Genomic DNA, 19,057 nt, shown 5'->3' with positions numbered 1-19,057 from the left:
GGGATGGGTTGACCACTACATCTGCGCGACCCTCACCCAGAGGGCGCCCGACAATCTTCTATCGGAGAGAGCAAGCCTCGTAGGCTGGGTTGAGACGGCTTCATCGTCGAAGCCCAACGCTGCTGGATATCTGGCGTTGGGCTTCGCTGCGCTCAACCCAACCTACGGGGCGCGGAATCCAGCCGCCCCCTCTCCCCTCGGAAGAGGGCTGGGGTGAGGGCAAACCCAGGCACCTTAACCTCGTAGGTTGGGTTGAGACGGCTTCATCGTCGAAGCCCAACATTGCCGGATATCCCGCGTTGGGCTTCGCCGCGCTCAACCCAACCTACGGAGCATGGAGTCCAACCAACCCCCTCTCCCTCTGGGAGAGGGCTGGGGTGAGGGCAAACCCAGGCACCCCAGCCTCGTAGGTTGGGTTGAGACGGCTCCATTGTCGAAGCCCAACGCTGCTGGATGTCTGGCGTTGGGCTTCGCTGCGCTCAACCCAACCTACGGAGCACGGAGTCCAACCAACCCCCTCGCCCTCTGGGAGAGGGTTGGGGTAAGGGCAAACCTAGGCACCCCAGCAAACCCTTAGAGCACCGGCATCCCGCCCGTCACCGGCAGCATGGCGCCGGAGATGTAGCTGCCTTCGTCCGACGCCAGCAACACATAGGCCGGCGCCAGTTCCACCGGTTGGCCAGGCCGACCCAGGGGCGTGCTGCTACCGAATTGCTCCGGCTCGTCCGGCTTCATGGTGCTGACGATCAGCGGCGTCCAGATCGGGCCCGGGGCCACACTGTTGGCGCGGATGCCCTTCTCGCCGAGCAACTGCGCCAGACCGGCGGTGAAGTTGGCGATGGCGCCCTTGGTGGCCGAATAGGCCAGCAGGGTCGGCGGGGCGATGTCGGCGTTGATCGAGGCGGTGTTGATGATGGAGCCGCCGCGCGGCATGTGCTTCACCGCCGCCTGGGTGATGCGGAACATCCCATGGATGTTCACGTTGAAGGTATGCACCCATTCCTCATCGGGAATCTCGTCGAGGCTGTCGCGCACCTGTTGGAAGGCGGCGTTGTTGACCAGCACGTCGATGTAGCCAAAGGCCTCCACGGTTTTTTGCACCACGTCCAGGCAGGTCTGGCGCTCGGCCAGATCGCCGGGCAAGAGCACGGCCTGGCGACCCGCCTCGGTGACCAGGCGGGCGGTCTCCTGGGCATCCTCGTGCTCGTCCAGGTAGGCGATGGCGACATCGGCGCCTTCCCGGGCGAAGGCGATGGCCACGGCGCGGCCGATACCACTGTCGGCACCGGTGATCAGGGTCTTCTTGCCTGCCAGGCGACCCGAGCCACGGTAGCTCGCGGCGCCGCTGTCGGGCTGCGGATCCATGCGCGCTTCGGAGCCGGGAAAGGTCTGGGGTTGGGGTTTGAGGGGTGGTTTGGGATGTTCGCTCACGAGAGGACTCCGAATGCAGACGAGAAGGGCGACCCCGGCATGTACCGGGGTGCGCGGGGGCATTTAGAGGATCGGCTTGCCGCCGGTGACGGCGATGCGCGCGCCCGAGGTGTAGCTGGATTCGTCGGACGCCAGCATCACGTAAACCGGCGCCAGCTCCACCGGCTGGCCGGGGCGGCCCAGCGGGGTGTTGCCACCGAATTCCTTGACCTGCTCCGGTGGCATGGTGGCGGGGATCAGCGGGGTCCAGATGGGACCGGGCGCCACGCTGTTGGCGCGGATGCCCTTCTCGCCGAGCAGCTGCGCCAGGCCCGCGGTGAAGTTGGCGATGGCGCCCTTGGTGGTGGCATAGGCCAGCAGCGTCGGCCGCGGCATGTCCGAGTTCACCGAGGTGGTGTTGATGATAGAGCCACCCTGGCCCATGTGCTTTAGCGCGGCCTGGGTGATGCGAAACATGGCGGTGATGTTCACATCGAAGGTGTAGACCCACTCGTCGTCGGGAATCTCTTCGAGGGTCTCGTGGGTCATCTGGAAGGCGGCGTTGTTGACCAGCACATCGATGCGGCCAAAGGCGGCCACGGTCTGGTCCACCACCGCCAGGCACTGCTCGCGCTTGGACAGGCAGCCGGGCAGCAGCAGCGCCTCGCGGCCGGCTTCGCGCACCAGGCGGGCGGTGTCCTCGGCGTCTTCGTGTTCGTTCAGGTAGCTGATGGCGACATCGGCGCCCTCGCGAGCGAAGGCAATGGCCACGGCGCGGCCGATGCCACTGTCGCCACCGGTGATCAGCGCCTTCTTGCCGGTCAGGCGGCCGGAGCCCTTGTAGCTCTGTTCACCGCAATCCGGGACCGGATTCATGCGTGATTGCAGGCCGGGAACCTCTTGTTGCTGTTCCGGCATGGGGGATTTGGGGAAATCGGTCATGGGAGAATCCTCGTCGCTCTGGAAACGTTTGCGGGCCTGTCAGTACCGACAGGCCACAAGCGGCGAGGGTTCGAGACCCGAGACGGGCGGTGTAGTCGAACTAGCGTGGCGCAGGTTCCGCCCAGCGCGGCGGCACGGTGGGCTGCCAGGCGACGAGGGCGTCCAGCAGGGCGGTCGGCGAGTCTTCCACCTGCAGCATGGCGCGATGCGGCGCGGCGACGAAGCCCTGGGCCACCAGGTGATCGAGAAAGCCCTCCAGCTGGGCATAGAAGCCGTCGACCTCCAGGAGGCCCATGGGCTTGGCATGGTAGCCGAGCTGCCCCCAGGTCCAGACCTCGAAAAGCTCTTCCAGGGTGCCCAGGCCGCCGGGGAGGGCGATGAAGGCATCGGCCAGCTCGGCCATGCGCGCCTTGCGCGCATGCATGCCGTCGACCACTTCCAGACGGGTGCAGCCGGTATGGCCCAGCTCGGCGGTCTTGAGACTCTGGGGAATGATGCCAATCACCTCGCCACCGGCGGCCAGGGCAGCATCCGCGACCACGCCCATCAGGCCGACCTTGCCACCGCCGTAGACCAAGGTAAGGCCCCGCTCGGCAAGGGTACGACCCAGGCGCGCGGCCGCTTCCGCGAAGACGGGCGAGGCGCCGGGCTTGGCGCCACAGAAGACACAGACGGTTTTCAGCGACATGGAGACTCCTAGGCAGGCAAAACGCCTAGCCTAGCTGCCCGCCACGCGCGATCAAAGCACCGTCATCGCGCGAGAGAAGCCGCTTCCGGCGCATTGCCGCTGGCGGCCTGGGCATAGCTGGCGAACAACTCGTGCAGCAGGGCGGTTAGGGTCATGGCGGGCGTCCTTGGCTGGCGGATAATGAGGGGGATAGTACCTAGAGGTAAGGCCCGACGACCCGGCAAAGGTTTCGATGGAGGCGATAGAGCGGAGCGGCTCCCTTGCCATGATCGCTGGAACCCGCCACCCTCGCATCGGTCTGACTGGCGACTTTCACGCATCCGGAGGGTTCATGAAATCCACGCTTTTTGCCGCCGCTTTGTTCGCCCTGGGAAGTACCGGCGCCTGGGCCGCCGACAGCTGTACCACCCAGATCGAAGCCGGCGACCAGATGACCTACAGCCGCGCCTCGATCCAGGTCCCGGCCTCGTGCAAGACCTTTACCGTCGAGCTGATCCACAACGGCAGCCTGCCCAAGAACGTCATGGGCCACAACTGGGTCCTGACCCGCGCCACCGACGCTTCGGCCGTTGACGCCGCGGGCATGAGCGCTGGGGAGGCCAAGGGCTATCTGCCCGAGGGCGACGAACGCGTCATTGCCCACACCCGCATGCTGGGCGGTGGCGAGAAGGACGCGGTGACCTTCGATACCGGCGTTCTGGAAGCGGGCAAGGAGTACACCTTCTTCTGTTCCTTCCCCGGGCATTTCGGGTCCATGCGCGGGGTGTTGCAGCGGGGGTAAGAGAGGGCGGGCTGACTGTCGCAGTCCGACTTCTTGGGCAGAAGATTCATGTAGGTTGGGTTGAGCGTTAGCGAAGCCCAACAATACATAGCCATTGCCAGGGCTTGTTGGTGCACTAGCTGATTATCGAGTGCTCTGATGGCTTTTGTTTCGCCCACCCGGGCGAGTTACTTTTGTCTGGGGCGCGCTGCCGCGACTGGCAAAAGTGACTCGCTCGAGAGAGCGAAACAAGAAGTGCCAGCAAAACTCGATAATCAGCTAGGGCACCAAGATTGAAGGTTGACCCTAACACCGTTGGGCTTCGCTAACGCTCAACCCAACCTACTGGCACCCCGACCTCACCCCTTCGCCAACTCCACCTCAATCGCCTCCACCAAACGCGGATCATCCGCCGTCACATCCGGCGCGAAGCGCCCCACCACCTCGCCATTGCGCCCGATCAGGAATTTCTCGAAATTCCACAGCACCTCGGGCTTGGGATTGGGGCTGCCGCCACGGCTCACCATGCGTTCACGGAAGGGGCCGTCACCGGTCGCCTCGGGCTGGGCACGGGTGAGTTCGTCATAGAGCGGATGCTTGTCTTCACCCACCACGCTGAGTTTGGCGAACATAGGGAATTGCACGCCATAGGTCAGGGTGCAGAATTCCTTGATCTCGGCGTCGCTGCCGGGCTCCTGCTGCTTGAAGTTGTTGGCGGGAAAGCCGAGCACTTCCAGGCCGCGTTCGCGCTGGGCCTCATAGAGACGTTCCAGGCCCTCGTACTGGCTGGTCAGGCCGCACTTGGAGGCGACGTTCACCACCAGCAGCACCTTGCCCAGGTAGCGTTCCAGGGTCAGGGTTTCGCCATCGATGGATTGCAGCGGGAGTTTCATCAGGGTCGCGGTCATGGTCGGCTTCCTCGGAAAGAAGCGACCAGCCTAGCGCAAAAACGCCGCCTCCATGGGCGGCGCCTGTCGGTCGGGCGGGACTCAGCGCTTGAGCTTGACCACGTCGCCGGAAACGGTGGTGGTGTAGCCGTTCAGGACATAGGCCCAGAACCAGTTTTCCTGCACCTGGGCATTGATCAGGGCATCGCCGCCGCGGGACTTGATGGCGGCCTGCTGGGCACGCACGAAGCGGTCGTTCTGCTGGACCGGGATGAAGCCCAGGATCATGAGACCGGTGGCCTTGCCCTCGCCATGACCGACGACGGTGTACTGCGACGGATCCAGGTTCTGCGTCTTCATTGCGGTGCCGGTGCAGCCGGCGACGGCGGCGGCGAGGGCGAAGGAAGCGGCGAGCTTGGCGAAACGTTGCATGGAGTCACTCCTTTTTGAGTTGGCAGCGTCGGGCATCGTTTCCCGACGGGGCGCACTCTAGCAGTGCCAGGCCCGGCGGAAATACCGTTCGCCCCGGCGATAGAACCGCTCCTCCCAAGGTCCCAGGGTTATCAGGTGATAGCGCCTCGATCTAAGCCGAGTCGGCCCGAGCTGCTACCATCGCCGCCTTTTCGTCCGGCGGCCGCGTCGGGCGCCGTATCGGAGACCTCGTGTGAATCTGCCTCTCGTCCTCAACCTCGTCGCCTTCGCCGTGCTGCTCGGCCTGCTGGCGCGTACCCGCAACACCGGCTGGAGCCTGGCCGTGCGCGTCTTCATCGGCCTCGCCCTGGGCGTGGCCTTCGGCCTGGTGCTGCAACTCGTCTACGGGCATGACGCCCCGGTGCTCAAGACCTCCATCGGCTGGTTCAACCTGGTCGGCAACGGCTATGTGCAGCTGCTGCAGATGAGCATCATGCCGCTGGTGTTCGCCTCCATCCTGGCCGCCGTGGCGCGGTTGCGCGAGGCTTCTTCCATGGGTCGCATCAGCCTGCTGACCCTGGGCACCCTGCTGTTCACCACCGCCATCGCCGCCCTGGTCGGGGTGCTGGTCACCTGGCTGTTCGGCCTGAGCGCCGAAGGCCTGGTGCAGGGCGTCCAGGAGACCGCACGCCTGACCACCCTGCAGAACAGCTATGTCGGCAAGGTGGCGGACCTGTCGGTGCCCCAGCTGCTGCTGTCCTTCATTCCGAAGAATCCCTTCGCCGATCTCACGGGCGCCAGTCCCACCTCCATCATCAGCGTGGTGATCTTCGCCGCCTTCCTCGGCGTCGCCGCCTTGCGCCTGCAGCGCGACGATCCGGTCCGTGGCGAGAAGGTGCTGGCCGGCATCGACGTGCTTCAGGCCTGGGTGATGAAGCTGGTACGCCTGCTGCTGCAACTGACCCCCTATGGCGTGCTGGCGCTGATGACCAAGATGGTCGCCACCGCCAGCCCCCAGGACGTGCTCAAGCTGGGTACCTTCCTGATCGCCTCCTATCTGGGCCTGGCCATCCTCTTCGGCGTGCACGCCCTGCTGCTGACCCTGACCGGCCTGTCGCCGGCGCGTTTCTTTCCCAAGGTCTGGCCGGTGCTGAGCTTCGCCTTCACCAGCCGCTCCAGCGCGGCGACCATCCCGCTGAACATCGAGGCCCAGACCGAGCGCCTCGGCGTGCCGCCGGCCATCGCCAGCTTCGCCGCCTCCTTTGGCGCCACCATCGGCCAGAACGGCTGCGCCGGTCTCTATCCGGCCATGCTGGCGGTGATGATCGCGCCCACCATGGGCATCGATCCCTTCGATCCGCTGTGGATCGCCACGCTCGTGGGCATCGTCACCCTGAGTTCGGCGGGTGTGGCGGGCGTAGGTGGCGGTGCCACCTTCGCCGCCCTGATCGTGCTGCCGGCTCTGGGCCTGCCGGTCACCCTGGTGGCGCTGCTGGTGTCCATCGAGCCCCTGATCGACATGGGCCGCACCGCCCTCAACGTAAACGGCTCCATGACCGCCGGCACCCTGACCGCACGCTGGATGGGCCAGCTGGACAAGGCCGCCTACGACCGCGACGACCGCGCGGAAGCCCCGGCGGCGCCAGTCAGTCGCGGCTGAGTCCGTAGGTTGGGTTGAGCGAAAGCGAAGCCCAACGGTGCCCATGCCTGCTACGTCATGTTGGGCTTCGGCGATGGAGCCGCCTCAGCCCAACCTACGGGTACCCCATGTTGATTGGGTACAACGTGGATGGTTGAACCGCGTAGGTTGGCGCTGAGCGCAGCGAAGCCCAACACGACCAACCCCAATGGTGCCCATGCCTGCTGCGGTGTGTTGGGCTTCGGCGATGGAGCCGCCTCAGCCCAACCTACAGGTGCCCAATGTTGATTGGGCACGTCGTGGATGGTTGAACCGCGTAGGTTGGCGCTGAGCGTAGCGAAGCCCAACACGACCAACCCCAACGGTGCCCATGCCTGCTACGTCATGTTGGGCTTCGGCGATAGAGCCGCCTCAGCCCAACCTACGGGTGCCCCATGTTGATTGGGTACAACGTGGATGGTTGAACCGCATAGGTTGGCGCTGAGCGCAGCGAAGCCCAACAGGCACGATCTATCCAAAGGCACTGGAAAAGGCTCTAGACTACGACTTTCCATTCACCAGGGACGGTGATCTTGGACTATCGACGCAGCCGCGCCGCGGGCGGCATCTTCTTTTTCACGCTCAATCTCAATGACCGCTCGGCCACCCTGCTCGTCGACCATATCGGATCGCTCAGGCAGGCCGTGCGCGAGGTGAAGGTCCGGCATCCCTTCGATGTCCTCGCCATGGTGGTCCTCCCCGATCACCTGCACGCGCTCTGGCGCTTGCCGGACGATGATGGTGACTATCCGCTGCGTTGGAGCCTGATCAAGGCAGGTTTCTCCCGGCAGTTACCGCCGTTGGAGACGGTGAATCTGTCGCGCCGGCTGAAACGCGAACGCGGCGTCTGGCAAAGACGCTATTGGGAGCACCGGATTCGGGACGAGCAGGATCTGCAGCGACATTTCGACTACATCCATTTCAACCCGGTGAAGCACGGCCATGCGCGTAGGGCGGTGGAGTGGCCCTATTCGTCCATCCATCGCTATGTGCGAGCGGGCGTCCTGCCGGCGGATTGGGCAGGACAGCGCGATGAGGACTGGGCGGTGGGCGAGCGGTGAGAGTTGGTCGTGTTGGGCTTCGCTACACTCAGCGCCAACCTACGCGGTTCAACTCTCCACGCCGTGTCCAAGCGACGTTGGGCACCCGTAGGTTGGTGCTGAGCGCAGCGGAGCCCAACAGGCCGTGCCGTTGGAACAGGCCCTCTAGAACAGAAAATACCGCTGTGCCATCGGCAGGAACTCGGCCGGTTCGCACCAGAGCAGCTGGCCGTCGGCCTTGACCTGGTAGTTCTGCGGATCGACCTCGATGGTGGGCAGATAGTCGTTGTGGATGAGGTCGCTCTTCTGCGCGGTGCGGCAGCCCTTCACCACGCCGATGCGCTTCTTCAGCCCCAGTTGCTCGGGCACCCCAGCGTCGAAGGCGGCCTGGCTGATGAAGGTCAGGCTGGTGTCGTGAAGCATGCCGGCGTAGCTGCCGAACATCGGGCGGTAGTGCACCGGTTGCGGGGTGGGGATGGAGGCGTTGGCGTCGCCCATCAGACTGGCCGCGATGGCGCCGCCCTTGAGGATCAGGGTCGGCTTGACGCCAAAGAAGGCCGGGCGCCAGAGCACCAGGTCGGCGAACTTGCCCACCTCGATGGAACCCACCTCGTGGCTGATGCCATGGGTTATCGCCGGGTTGATGGTGTACTTGGCGATGTAGCGCTTGACCCGGAAGTTGTCGTTGCCGACGCCATCCTCGGGCAGCGGGCCGCGCTGCTTCTTCATCTTGTCGGCGGTCTGCCAGGTGCGGGTGATGACCTCGCCAACGCGGCCCATGGCCTGGCTGTCGGAGCTGATCATGGCGAAGGCGCCGAGGTCGTGGAGGATGTCCTCGGCGGCGATGGTCTCGCGGCGGATGCGACTCTCGGCGAAGGCCACGTCCTCGGCGATGCTCGGGTCCAGATGGTGGCAGACCATGAGCATGTCCAGGTGCTCGTCGATGGTGTTCTTGGTGAAGGGCCGCGTCGGATTGGTGGAGCTGGGTAGCACGTTGGGGAAGCCGCAGGCCTTGATGATGTCCGGCGCGTGGCCGCCCCCGGCACCCTCGGTGTGGTAGGTGTGGATGGTGCGACCCTTGAAGGCGCCCAGGGTGGTCTCGACGAAACCGGATTCGTTGAGGGTGTCGGTGTGGATGGCCACCTGGATGTCGAAGCGATCGGCCACCGCCAGGCAGTTGTCGATGGCGGCCGGGGTGGTGCCCCAGTCCTCGTGCAGTTTCAAGCCGATGGCGCCGGCGCGCACCTGCTCTTCCAGCGGCCCGGGCAGGCTGGCGTTGCCCTTGCCGGTGAAGCCGATGTTCATCGGGAAGGCGTCGGCGGCCTTGAGCATCTGCGCCATGTGCCAGGGACCGGGGGTCACGGTGGTGGCATAGGTGCCGGTGGCCGGGCCGGTGCCGCCACCGATCATGGTGGTGGTGCCGCTCATGAGCGCCTCTTCGATCTGCTGCGGGCAGATGAAGTGGATGTGCGAGTCGATGCCACCGGCGGTGAGGATCATGCCCTCGCCGGCGATGACCTCGGTGGCGGCGCCGATGGGCACGCTGACGCCGGGCTGGATATCCGGGTTGCCGGCCTTGCCGATGGCGTGGATGCGGCCCTGCTTGAGGCCGACATCGGCCTTGACGATGCCCCAGTGATCGACGATCAGGGCATTGGTGATGACGGTATCCACCACCTCGGCCGCCAGCAGCTGGCTCTGGCCCATGCCGTCGCGGATGACCTTGCCGCCGCCGAATTTCACTTCTTCGCCGTAGACGGTGTGATCTTCTTCGATCTCGATCCAGAGCTCGGTATCGGCCAGGCGCACCCGGTCGCCGATGGTGGGGCCGAACATGTCGGCATAGGCTTGGCGGGAGATTTTCATAGGTGTGAATCCCGAATAAAGGTGGTCCGGTTTGCCCTCACCCCGACCCTCTCCCGGAGGGAGAGGGAGAAGAGCGGGAGCTCGGTGTCTGTTCTTGAGCCCCCTCTCCCCTTGGGAGAGGGTTGGGGTGAGGGAGCGCGTAAAAGGCGAAGAGCCGGAGTACCCCTACAGCTTCCCCATCACCCGCCCGGCGAAGCCGTAGACGGTGCGCAGGCCGGCCAACTCGACCAGTTCCACCTCGCGACTCTGGCCCGGCTCGAAGCGCACGGCGGTGCCGGCGGCGATGTTCAGGCGCATGCCACGGGACAGGGCGCGGTCGAACACCAGGGCGTCGTTGGTCTCGTGGAAGTGGTAGTGGGAGCCCACCTGGATCGGTCGATCGCCGCTGTTGGCGACGGTCAGGCTGAGAGTACGGCGGCCGGCGTTGAGCTCGATGTCGCCGTCCTGGATCTGGTATTCGCCGGGGATCATGGGCGCTGCTCCAGCATCAGTTGCATGAAGGTGAGATCCAGCCAGCGACCGAACTTGGTGCCGACCTGGGGCATCTGCCCGGTGGTGATGAAGCCCAGGCGCTCGTGCAGGCGAATGGAGGCCTGGTTGCCGCTCTCGATGGCGGCCACCATCACGTGCTTGTCGCAGGCGCGGGCGCGTTCAATGAGCACCGTCATCAGGCGCGGGCCGATGCCCTGGCCGCGCTGGTCGGGATGGATGTAGACCGAGTGCTCGACGGTGTGGCGAAAGCCCTCGAAGGGCCGCCAGTCGCCAAAGGAGGCATAGCCCACCACCGCGCCGTCGGCATTCTCGGCGACCAGGATGGGGTAGCCCTGGGTGGCGCGCAGGTCGAACCAGGCCTGGCGGTTGGTCAGGTCCACCGGGGTCTCGTTCCAGATCGCCGTGGTGTTGCTGACGGCGTCGTTGTAGATGTGCAGCACGGCCGGCAGGTCGGCAGGCGTGGCGTCGCGGACGATCAGACTCATGGCGGTCTCCCTAGGCGATCGGCTGATGGACGGTGACCAGCTTGGTCCCGTCGGGGAAGGTGGCTTCCACCTGGATCTCCGGGATCATCTCCGGAACGCCTTCCATCACCTGGTCGCGGGTCAGCAGGGTGGTGCCATAGTGCATCAGCTCGGCGACGGTGCGACCGTCACGAGCGCCTTCGAGCAGGGCGGCGGAGATCAGCGCCATGGCTTCCGGGTAGTTGAGCTTCACCCCACGCGCCAGGCGGCGTTCGGCCACCAGGCCGGCGGTGAAGATGAGCAGCTTGTCTTTTTCGCGGGGCGTCAGGTCCATGGGTGTTCCGGTTGGCAGATGCGGTCAAGGAAAGTCGGTCGATCATCGCGGCCATGGGCCGCGCCTACAAGAGTGTCGCGGCCTCAGGTGCTCCAGATCCGTGGCGGCATGGCGGCGCGGCCGAGCAGGGCCGGGCGCAGTAGGCGCCAGAGGTCGATCAGCCAGGCGCGGGCCTGCAGGGATTCGGCGGCCAGGCAGCGGGCGACCACCAGGCCGGGCAGCTGGGTCAGGTCGCCGCGTACCGGCAGGGCGAGGTCGCGGCAGCGCGCCAGGGTATCGGCGTCCAGGGTGCCGGTGATCAGCAGGGTAGCGAACACCGGCTGACCGGCCAGGCCGATGGGCGAGTCCAGCAACCGATCCGCGCCGACCAGGCGTTGGCGCTCATGCCACAGCGGAGTGCCGTCGCGGCGGATGTCCAGGTGCGCCTGGAACAGCCCCTCGGTGAAGCGCTCGGCACTGGCCGGGCGGCCCAGGGCGACGATGTCCCAGTAGCAGAGGCGGGCGTCGCCTGCCAGCTCGATACGGGTGGCGAGATGGGCCTGGGCGCCGGAGAAGACGATGGTCTCCTGGGGTAGCCATTCCAGGGTAGCGCCGGCGGCGACGCGCAGCTCGATCTGCTGATGCGCCGTGCTGTCGGCGCGATACCACTTGGCCGCCCCGGGGCTGGTGAGCTGGGCCCAGGCGTTCTCGCCGACGCTGACGTCGATGTCCAGCCGATCGCCCCCGGCGATGCCGCCCGGTGGATGCACCAGGATGTGCTGGCAGACCTCGGGACCTTCGGCGTGCAGATGTTTCTGCACCCGCAAGGGGCCGACGTGGCGGCGGGTGGTCGGCCGGGTCCAGTCGCCCTGGCGGGCATAGGCCAGCTCCAGGCGCGCCAGCCAGGCGGGGGTGAAGAGGGCAGGAGGTAGAGCAGAGGTCATCGGGGGTTGGTCGTTGTTTTGGTTGGGCCGTTTGGGGAGGGCCTTGCAAGAATCTGACCGGGTGGGGGGTATTTGTGAAGCGGGGGCGCTATGGAGGGCGTCGGGATAGGTGCCCGGGCTATTTGCTGAGTTTTGTATGTAGTTCCTGTTTCGCCTGGCCGGCGACTTACTTTTCTTTGCTTGCGGATCGCCGCCCGGTGCAAAGAAAAGTAAGCAAAAGAAAGCACACCCCACGTTTCGGCCCTCCGCTGCGCTCCGGGTGATTCGCTCCGCTCACCCTTCGGGCCAGCCTGCGGCTGTTACTCCACTTCGCTACGTCTCCCTCGCTCCGGCGCCGCTCCGGGGGCACGGCACGAAGGGGCTTCCTGCCCCTCGCGCCTTGCTCGGCGTCCTGCCTCGCATCCCCTTCCACGACACCTACACTCGGCCTCACTGACGGGGACGGGGCGCAAGCCTGATGTCCGGATGTTTACAGGTTTGTAGCGTGGAAAACCGCGCAGCGTTTTCCACTGGAAGGTACCGACACTATCAGTGGACAAGGCGACGCTGTCCACGCTACGGGCTACGGGTTTTATGGTTCTTCAACCAACACTTTCAGGCTGGCGAATCGCCCCGTTCAGGAGGGCAAGCGCCAGTGTCGTGGAGTGGGTCGAGCCGCATGGATGCGGCGAGAGGTCCAGTGGGCCATGGACGGCCCATCTGGACCGACCCCGGAACGGCGCTGGCGTGAGCGGACCCGGAGCGCAGCGAAGGGCCGGATGTCCGGGGCAAGCGTTTTTGGTTACTTTTGCCGCGATTGGCAAAAGTGACTCGCCCGGGTGGGCGAAACAAAAAGTCTCAGCAGACTTCAGTAATCGGCTGGGTACCGATGAGCACAGGTGCTTTGGGCTTCGCTCCGCTCAGCACCAATCTACGTCAGCCGGTCTTCGGCGCGCCGACCCTTCCCTACGAAATCCCCCGCCACTGCCGCGGACTCACCTGAAACCACCGCCGAAACGCCCGCGAAAAGGCGCTCGTCTCCGAGTAGCCCAGCAGCGGCGCCAGGTCGGTGACCGGCAGCCGCTGCCGCAGGTAGTGCTGGGCCAGGTCGCGGCGGACGCCTTCGACCAGCGCCGAGAAGCTCGCGCCCTGGTCGCGCAGGCGGCGCTGCAGCTGGCTGGTGGACAGGTCCAGGCGCTGGGCGATGGACTCCAGGCTGGGTTCGCCCAGGGGTAGGGCCAGGCGTACCGAGGCGCGGACCTCTTCGAGCAGTTCCAGCTGCGGCAGGCGCTGGCCGAGTTGGCGGATGGCGTCCTGTACCACCAGCAGGAGCAGCGGATCGTGGTCGGGCATGGCGCGGTCGCGCAGGTCGACCTTGGGCACCAGCATGGCGTTGCACGGCTGGCCGAAACTGACCGGGGCCTCGAACAGCCGGCGATGCTCGTGCCAGCCCTCGGGCCGGGGGTGTTCGAACTGCACCGCCCGCGGCGCCCAGGTCGGGCCGAGCACATGGCGCAAGAGGTTGAGCAGCATGCCCAGGGTCAGCTCGGCGTCCTGGCGGCGGGCGACGATGGCGCCGTGGCGTACCTGGTAGTCGAAGCGCCAGCAATCGCCGGCGTCCACCAGCTGGATCAGGGTGCTGTGCTGGTGGAAGGGAAAGGCGGCGGCGAAGTTCTGCAGGGCCGCCTCGGCGGTGGGCGAGCAGAGTCCCACGTAACCCAGCAGACCGAGCATCTGCGGCTTGAACTGCTGCCCGTAGTGCAGCCCGAAATTGTCGCAGCCGGACTGGGCGGCGGCTTCTTCCAGGACCCGGCAGTAGTTGCCCAGCCCCAGGCTCAGGGTGGGATGCTGCAACTGTTCCGGATCGATGCCGGCGGTGCCGAAGATGCGATCGACATCGCCGCCGTGGCTGGTGATGACGGTGTCCAGCCCGCTGGCGGCGGCAGAGAGCACGCCGAGGTTGCGCGACATTGAGGTCAGGGCGGCGAAGCCAGAGGCGGCCAGGGGCATGGAGTGGGTCCAGGGAGGGGATCGGCATGAATGAAGCAAAGGCTGTGCCCCAGGGTGGCAGTCGATCCAGAGCAGGGACCATAACGTCGAGGGCTTCACGCTATTCGGCCCCTTGATGTGCCCCATCGCAGGGCGAGGGATCGGACATCGCACCAGGGTGGTGCGGCCTTGGGTAGCAGCCTGGGAAGAGGAGTAACGCCGACTTGACCCAAGGTCACAGCGGCCGTGCCGAGCGGTCAAGTCGGCACGGCCCCGGCCTGTTTAAGCTCGAAAAAGCCGGGCATCGCGGGATCGCGGTCGCCCATTCGGATCACGTCGCTACAAGGGGAGTGGCCTGTCATGACCAACGAGAAACTCAAGCCGACCCTCGGCACCCTGCACCTCTGGGGTATCGCCGTGGGTCTGGTGATCTCCGGGGAGTACTTCGGCTGGAGCTATGGCTGGGGCGTCGCCGGGACCCTGGGCTTTCTGGTTACCGCGCTGGTGGTGGCGGTGATGTACACCTGCTTCATCTTCAGCTTCACCGAGCTGACCACCGCCATTCCCCATGCCGGCGGCCCCTTCGCCTACAGCCGCCGCGCCTTCGGCCCCCGGGGCGGTACCATCGCCGGGATCGCCACCCTGATCGAATTCGTCTTCGCCCCGCCGGCCATCGCCATGGCCATCGGCGCCTACCTCAATGTGCAGTTTCCCGCCCTCGATCCCAAGCTGTGCGCGGTGGCGGCCTATTTCATCTTCATGACGCTGAACATCCTCGGGGTGAGCATCGCCGCCACCTTCGAATTGGTGGTCACGGTGCTGGCGGTGATCGAGTTGCTGATCTTCATGGGGGTGGTGGCGCCGGATTTCAGTCTGGCCAACTTCACCCGCGGTGGCTGGGCCGGGCAGGACCAGTTCTCGCTGGCGGCGGTGGGTGGCATGTTCGCCGCCATCCCCTTCGCCATCTGGTTCTTTCTCGCCATCGAGGGCGCGGCCATGGCCGCCGAGGAAGCCAAGGACCCCAAGCGCACCATTCCCAAGGCCTACATCGCCGGCATCCTCACCCTGGTGACCCTGGCCATCGGCGTGATGATCTTCGCTGGCGGCGTGGGCGACTGGCGGGCGCTGTCCAACATCAACGATCCGCTGCCCCAGGCCATGAAGGGAGTGGTGGGCGAGGGCTCCGTGTGGCTGCACCTGCTGGTGGGCATCGGCCTGTTCGGGCTGGTGGCCAGCTTCCACGGCATCATCCTCGGCTATTCCCGGCAATTCTTCGCCCTGGCCCGCGCCGGCTTTTTGCCCCACGGCCTGGCCAAGCTGTCGCGCTTCCAGACGCCGCACCGGGCGGTGCTGGCCGGCGGCGTGGTGGGCATCGCCGCCATCTTCAGCGACGGGGTGATCAGCCTGCAGGGCATGACCCTGACCGCCGCCATGATCACCATGAGCGTGTTCGGCGCCATCGTCATGTACATCATGAGCATGCTCAGCCTGTTCAAGCTGCGCCGCAGCGAGCCGAACCTGGAGCGCACCTTCCGCGCCCCGGGCTATCCGGTGGTGCCAGCCATCGCCCTGGTGCTGGCGGTGGTCTGCCTGATCGCCATGGTCTGGTACAACCCGGTGATCGCCAGCGTCTTCGTGGTGCTGATGGTGATAGGCGCGCTGGTCTGCGGTCTCAGCCGTAGACAGGGCGACATTGCACCCGACGCCGCCTTCGGCGAGGCTCTGCGCAGCGCAACCCGGGAGGTAGCATGAGCGGTTTCCAGCATAGCGTGGGCGGCCAGACCTGGCGTTTCGCCGATCTCAAGGAACTGCTGGCCAAGGCCACCCCGGCGCGTTCCGGGGATGTCCTGGCCGGAGTCGCCGCCGGCAGCGACGTGGAGCGGGTGGCAGCGCAGATGGCGCTGGCCGAAGTGCCACTCAAGCACTTTCTCAGCGAGGCGGTGATCCCCTACGAGGCCGACGAGGTCACCCGGCTGATCCTGGATACGCACGATGCCGAGGCCTTTGCCCCGGTCGCCCACCTCACCGTGGGCGGCTTCCGCGACTGGCTGCTGGGTGCGGCGGCCGACGAGACCAGTCTCGCCGCCCTGGCCCCGGGGCTGACCCCGGAGATGGTCGCCGCGGTGTCCAAGATCATGCGCATCCAGGACCTGATCCTGGTGGCGCAGAAGGTTCGGGTGGTGACCCGCTTTCGCAATACCATCGGCCTGCGTGGACGACTGTCGACCCGGCTGCAGCCCAATCATCCCACCGACGATCCGGCCGGCATCGCCGCCAGCGTTCTCGACGGCCTGCTCTATGGCAACGGCGATGCGGTGATCGGCATCAACCCGGCCACCGACAGCACGGGCGGCATCTGCGAGCTGCTGAAGATGCTTGATGCGGTGATCCAGCGCTACGAGATCCCGACCCAGGCCTGCGTCCTGACCCACGTCACCACCAGCATCGCCGCCATCGAGCGCGGTGCGCCGGTGGACCTGGTGTTCCAGTCCATCGCCGGCACCCAGGGCGCCAACGAAAGCTTCGGCATCAGCCTGGCGCTGCTGCAGGAGGGCTATGAAGCCGGACTGTCGCAGCGACGCGGCACCCTGGGCGACAACCTCATGTATTTCGAAACGGGGCAGGGCAGTGCGCTGTCGGCCGGCGCCCACCATGGCGTCGATCAGCAGACCTGCGAGGTGCGTGCCTACGCCGTGGCCCGTCAATTCAAGCCGCTGCTGGTGAACACCGTGGTCGGCTTCATCGGCCCCGAGTACCTCTACAACGGCAAGCAGATCATCCGCGCGGGTCTCGAAGACCATTTCTGCGGCAAGCTGCTCGGCGTGCCCATGGGCTGCGACATCTGCTACACCAACCATGCCGAGGCCGACCAGGACGACATGGACATGCTGCTGACCCTACTGGGCGCGGCGGGTATCAACTTCATCATGGGCATCCCGGGCTCGGACGACGTGATGCTCAACTACCAGACCACCTCCTTCCACGACGCCCTCTATGCCCGCCAGGTGCTGGGCCTGCAACCGGCACCGGAATTCGCCGCCTGGCTCGACCGCCTGGGCATCCTGCGCCTGGAGGACGGCCGCTTCCGCCTCGGCGAGGGCCTGCCGGCGCCGTTCCAGCGGGTGTTGGCGCAGATTTGAATGGTTTTTCGTAGGTTGGGCTGAGCGTTAGCGAAGCCCAACGTTGCCAGGCTCGACTCGTGCCTGTTGGGCTTCGACGGTGGAGCCATCTCAACCCAACCTACGAAAGGGCCGAGTGCCAGCCCCAATCCTTGCTTGTCGGGCTTCGACGATGAAGCCGTCTCAACCCAACCTACCGAGGAGGTTGCCATGAAGGACTCCGACACCGCCCGCCCCGATCCCTGGGCCGAATTGCGTCGCCTGACCCCGGCGCGCATCGCCCTGGGCCGCGCCGGCACCAGCCTGCCCACTGCCGCCCAGCTGGACTTCCAGGCCGCCCATGCCCAGGCCCGCGATGCCGTGCACCTGGCCTTCGATCACCAGGCGCTGCGTGAAGGCCTGACCGCCCAGGGCCGCGAGACCCTGGTGCTCAAGAGCGCCGCGCCGGATCGACACACCTATCTGCAGCGCCCCGACCTGGGACGCAAGCTGTCGGAGGAATCCGCCCGTAAGCTACAGGCCTATGCCGCCGAGCATCCCGAGGGCTTCGACGTCGCCGTGGTCATCGCTGATGGCCTCTCCGCCCTGGCGGTGCATCGCCATGCGCTGCCGTTCCTCAAGCGCCTGGCCGACCAGGCCCAGGCTGAGGGCTGGCGCTGGGCCCCGGTGACCCTGGTGGAGCAGGGGCGGGTGGCGGTGGGTGACGAGATCGGCGGCCTGCTCAAGGCGCGGCTGCTGGTGATGCTGATCGGCGAACGCCCGGGCCTGAGTTCGCCCGACAGCCTCGGCCTCTACTTTACCTATGGCCCACGCCCTGGCCTCAACGACGCCTATCGCAACTGCATCTCCAACGTGCGCCTGGAAGGCCTCGCCTATGGCCTGGCCGCGCACAAGCTGCTCTACCTGATGCGCGAGGCGGATCGGCGCAAACTGTCCGGCGTGCAACTCAAGGACGAAGCCGAGGTGCCGCTGCTGGAGGGTGGGGAAGAAAACGCCCGAGTGGGAAATTTCCTGACGGCGTCTTAGGGGGTTCAGGGACGCGCGCTGGCTTGACGATGCCTGTCCAGCAGGCGGTCGATTGCACTGCGATCGAGGGGCCGTTTCTGTTTTAGAAAGCCCTGCAGCTGATAGGAATTCCAACCATCCGACGCCTTGCCCGGACGCCGGATAGGTCGCTGCGGATCAGCACCGTAGCGCAACAGCAGCGCGACCAGGTCCGGCCGATTGAAGAGGATGGCGGCGTTGAGTGGCGTCAGGCCGCCGGTATCGACCGGCTCATCGGCCGGACAGCCGGCGGCTAGGGCGGTCTGCGCCATCTGCAAGAGCACTTCCCGACGTATCCCTGGCTCATCGTAGTGGGCGCCGACAAAGTCCAGCGTTGGTTGAGTCCGAATTTTCCCGCCCGTGGTGAGGCCTAGCAGGCAGCCGCGTTCATCGATCACCTTGATGCCAGGGTCGGCCTGACTGCTGTCGGCCAGCGCCAGCAGCGCTACCAGACCCAGCGTCTGAAATAGGAAAGTGCGCATGGTCCCTCGCTAGCTGGCCGATCAACCCAGCGCCTTGCGCAGGAAGTACCGCGCGAAGCCCGGCGGATAGTCCGCCAGCTCGCCGAAGACTTCATAGCCCAGGCGCTCGTAGAAGCCGCGGGCCTGGAACTCATGGGTGTCGAGCCAGGCGCCGTGGCAACCGCGGCTGCTCGCCTCGGCCTCGGCGCGCAGCAGCAACTCGCGGCCGGCGCCCTGGCCGCGGACGGCCTCGTCCACCGCCAGCAACTGCACGGTCAGCCAGCCATAGCTGGTATAGCCCCAGAGGCCGCCGAGGGCTTCGCCGCCGCGGGTCAGGCTGATGACCAGGGCCCGGTAACCGCTCGGGCCCGCCTGGCTGTCGTTGTAGCGCCTCAGCGGCGCGGCGATGGCCTGGCGCAGGTCTTCGCGTGCTTCGTCGGTCAGGTGGTAAACCAGGGGTGCTGCGGACATGGCGAAGGTCTCGGGAAGAGGTCTGTCCGAGCATAGCGCAGCAGTGCTGCGTGACCGCCCGGTTCTGCCGCTTTCGCCGGGGCGGCCTTGGGGTAGCAT

At 66.1% G+C, this 19,057-nt stretch carries 19 protein-coding genes; 6 read left to right on the top strand and 13 right to left on the bottom strand.

Annotation, left to right across the window (positions count from 1 at the left end):
- Nucleotides 1–573 precede the first annotated feature (573 nt).
- The 3 genes from FEZ61_RS19990 to FEZ61_RS19980 form a co-directional block, all read right to left on the bottom strand.
- On the bottom strand, nt 574–1,431 hold the full coding sequence (locus FEZ61_RS19990; protein WP_173150182.1) for an SDR family oxidoreductase: 858 nt from the start codon (nt 1,429–1,431) through the stop codon (nt 574–576).
- A 63-nt stretch (nt 1,432–1,494) separates the two neighbouring features.
- Nucleotides 1,495–2,352: an SDR family oxidoreductase gene (locus FEZ61_RS19985; protein ID WP_173150180.1), complete on the bottom strand. Its 858-nt coding sequence runs from the start codon at nt 2,350–2,352 to the stop codon at nt 1,495–1,497.
- 100 nt (nt 2,353–2,452) lie between these two features.
- A complete protein-coding gene (locus tag FEZ61_RS19980; protein WP_173150178.1) occupies nt 2,453–3,040 on the bottom strand; it encodes a TIGR00730 family Rossman fold protein in 588 nt (195 codons plus the stop codon).
- A gap of 331 nt (nt 3,041–3,371) precedes the next feature.
- On the opposite strand from FEZ61_RS19980, the gene azu reads away from it, so the two are divergent.
- Nucleotides 3,372–3,821 carry an azurin gene (gene azu, locus FEZ61_RS19975; protein ID WP_173150176.1) on the top strand — a complete coding sequence of 150 codons (450 nt, stop codon included), beginning with the start codon at nt 3,372–3,374 and terminating at the stop codon, nt 3,819–3,821.
- A gap of 338 nt (nt 3,822–4,159) precedes the next feature.
- Here azu and FEZ61_RS19970 read toward each other — a convergent pair whose 3' ends face one another.
- Both FEZ61_RS19970 and FEZ61_RS19965 read right to left on the bottom strand, forming a co-directional pair.
- On the bottom strand, nt 4,160–4,708 hold the full coding sequence (locus FEZ61_RS19970) for a glutathione peroxidase (protein ID WP_007163002.1): 549 nt from the start codon (nt 4,706–4,708) through the stop codon (nt 4,160–4,162).
- A gap of 81 nt (nt 4,709–4,789) precedes the next feature.
- Nucleotides 4,790–5,119 carry a hypothetical protein gene (locus FEZ61_RS19965; RefSeq protein WP_007163001.1) on the bottom strand — a complete coding sequence of 110 codons (330 nt, stop codon included), beginning with the start codon at nt 5,117–5,119 and terminating at the stop codon, nt 4,790–4,792.
- A 232-nt stretch (nt 5,120–5,351) separates the two neighbouring features.
- Here FEZ61_RS19965 and FEZ61_RS19960 point away from each other — a divergent pair, with 232 nt between their 5' ends.
- Together FEZ61_RS19960 and FEZ61_RS19955 are read left to right on the top strand one after the other, a co-directional pair.
- Entirely contained in the window at nt 5,352–6,758 is a 1,407-nt protein-coding gene (locus tag FEZ61_RS19960; protein WP_173150174.1) for a cation:dicarboxylase symporter family transporter, read from the top strand.
- Between the two features lie 548 nt (nt 6,759–7,306).
- The gene (locus tag FEZ61_RS19955; RefSeq protein WP_346342872.1) at nt 7,307–7,837 is read left to right on the top strand and encodes a transposase; all 531 of its coding nucleotides are present in this window, start codon (nt 7,307–7,309) and stop codon (nt 7,835–7,837) included.
- A 144-nt stretch (nt 7,838–7,981) separates the two neighbouring features.
- Here FEZ61_RS19955 and ureC read toward each other — a convergent pair whose 3' ends face one another.
- The 6 genes from ureC to FEZ61_RS19925 form a co-directional block, all read right to left on the bottom strand.
- Complete coding sequence (gene ureC, locus FEZ61_RS19950; protein ID WP_173150170.1) at nt 7,982–9,682, bottom strand: urease subunit alpha; 1,701 nt, start codon at nt 9,680–9,682, stop codon at nt 7,982–7,984.
- Between the two features lie 165 nt (nt 9,683–9,847).
- Entirely contained in the window at nt 9,848–10,153 is a 306-nt protein-coding gene (locus tag FEZ61_RS19945) for an urease subunit beta (protein ID WP_160923973.1), read from the bottom strand.
- Nucleotides 10,150–10,659: a GNAT family N-acetyltransferase gene (locus tag FEZ61_RS19940; protein ID WP_173150168.1), complete on the bottom strand. Its 510-nt coding sequence runs from the start codon at nt 10,657–10,659 to the stop codon at nt 10,150–10,152. The genes FEZ61_RS19945 and FEZ61_RS19940 overlap by 4 nt, the downstream gene beginning before the upstream one ends.
- Nucleotides 10,660–10,669: 10 nt before the next feature.
- Nucleotides 10,670–10,972 (bottom strand): urease subunit gamma, encoded by a 303-nt coding sequence (ureA, locus tag FEZ61_RS19935; protein ID WP_007162996.1) that lies wholly within the window; start codon nt 10,970–10,972, stop codon nt 10,670–10,672.
- An 83-nt stretch (nt 10,973–11,055) separates the two neighbouring features.
- Nucleotides 11,056–11,895 carry an urease accessory protein UreD gene (locus FEZ61_RS19930; protein ID WP_160923971.1) on the bottom strand — a complete coding sequence of 280 codons (840 nt, stop codon included), beginning with the start codon at nt 11,893–11,895 and terminating at the stop codon, nt 11,056–11,058.
- Nucleotides 11,896–12,840: 945 nt separating this feature from the next.
- Nucleotides 12,841–13,884 carry an AraC family transcriptional regulator gene (locus FEZ61_RS19925; protein ID WP_173150166.1) on the bottom strand — a complete coding sequence of 348 codons (1,044 nt, stop codon included), beginning with the start codon at nt 13,882–13,884 and terminating at the stop codon, nt 12,841–12,843.
- Nucleotides 13,885–14,223: 339 nt separating this feature from the next.
- On the opposite strand from FEZ61_RS19925, the gene eat reads away from it, so the two are divergent.
- The 3 genes from eat to eutC all read left to right on the top strand — a co-directional run bounded on the left by eat (nt 14,224) and on the right by eutC (nt 18,008).
- The gene (gene eat, locus FEZ61_RS19920) at nt 14,224–15,615 is read left to right on the top strand and encodes an ethanolamine permease (protein ID WP_173150164.1); all 1,392 of its coding nucleotides are present in this window, start codon (nt 14,224–14,226) and stop codon (nt 15,613–15,615) included.
- The gene (locus FEZ61_RS19915) at nt 15,612–17,003 is read left to right on the top strand and encodes an ethanolamine ammonia-lyase subunit EutB (protein ID WP_064307545.1); all 1,392 of its coding nucleotides are present in this window, start codon (nt 15,612–15,614) and stop codon (nt 17,001–17,003) included. The genes eat and FEZ61_RS19915 overlap by 4 nt, the downstream gene beginning before the upstream one ends.
- A gap of 189 nt (nt 17,004–17,192) precedes the next feature.
- Complete coding sequence (gene eutC / locus FEZ61_RS19910) at nt 17,193–18,008, top strand: ethanolamine ammonia-lyase subunit EutC (protein ID WP_173150162.1); 816 nt, start codon at nt 17,193–17,195, stop codon at nt 18,006–18,008.
- A gap of 5 nt (nt 18,009–18,013) precedes the next feature.
- Here eutC and FEZ61_RS19905 read toward each other — a convergent pair whose 3' ends face one another.
- Both FEZ61_RS19905 and FEZ61_RS19900 read right to left on the bottom strand, forming a co-directional pair.
- Nucleotides 18,014–18,508 carry an ankyrin repeat domain-containing protein gene (locus tag FEZ61_RS19905; protein WP_173150160.1) on the bottom strand — a complete coding sequence of 165 codons (495 nt, stop codon included), beginning with the start codon at nt 18,506–18,508 and terminating at the stop codon, nt 18,014–18,016.
- A 21-nt stretch (nt 18,509–18,529) separates the two neighbouring features.
- Entirely contained in the window at nt 18,530–18,958 is a 429-nt protein-coding gene (locus FEZ61_RS19900) for a GNAT family N-acetyltransferase (protein WP_017642628.1), read from the bottom strand.
- Nucleotides 18,959–19,057: the final 99 nt, after the last annotated feature.

Origin of the sequence: Pseudomonas sp. MS15a(2019), from assembly GCF_013277805.1 — a bacterium.
Classification (GTDB): domain Bacteria; phylum Pseudomonadota; class Gammaproteobacteria; order Pseudomonadales; family Pseudomonadaceae; genus Chryseomonas; species Chryseomonas benzopyrenica.
The sequence above is the reverse complement of the archived record's forward strand: the minus strand, read 5'-3'. Positions and strand labels throughout refer to the sequence as shown.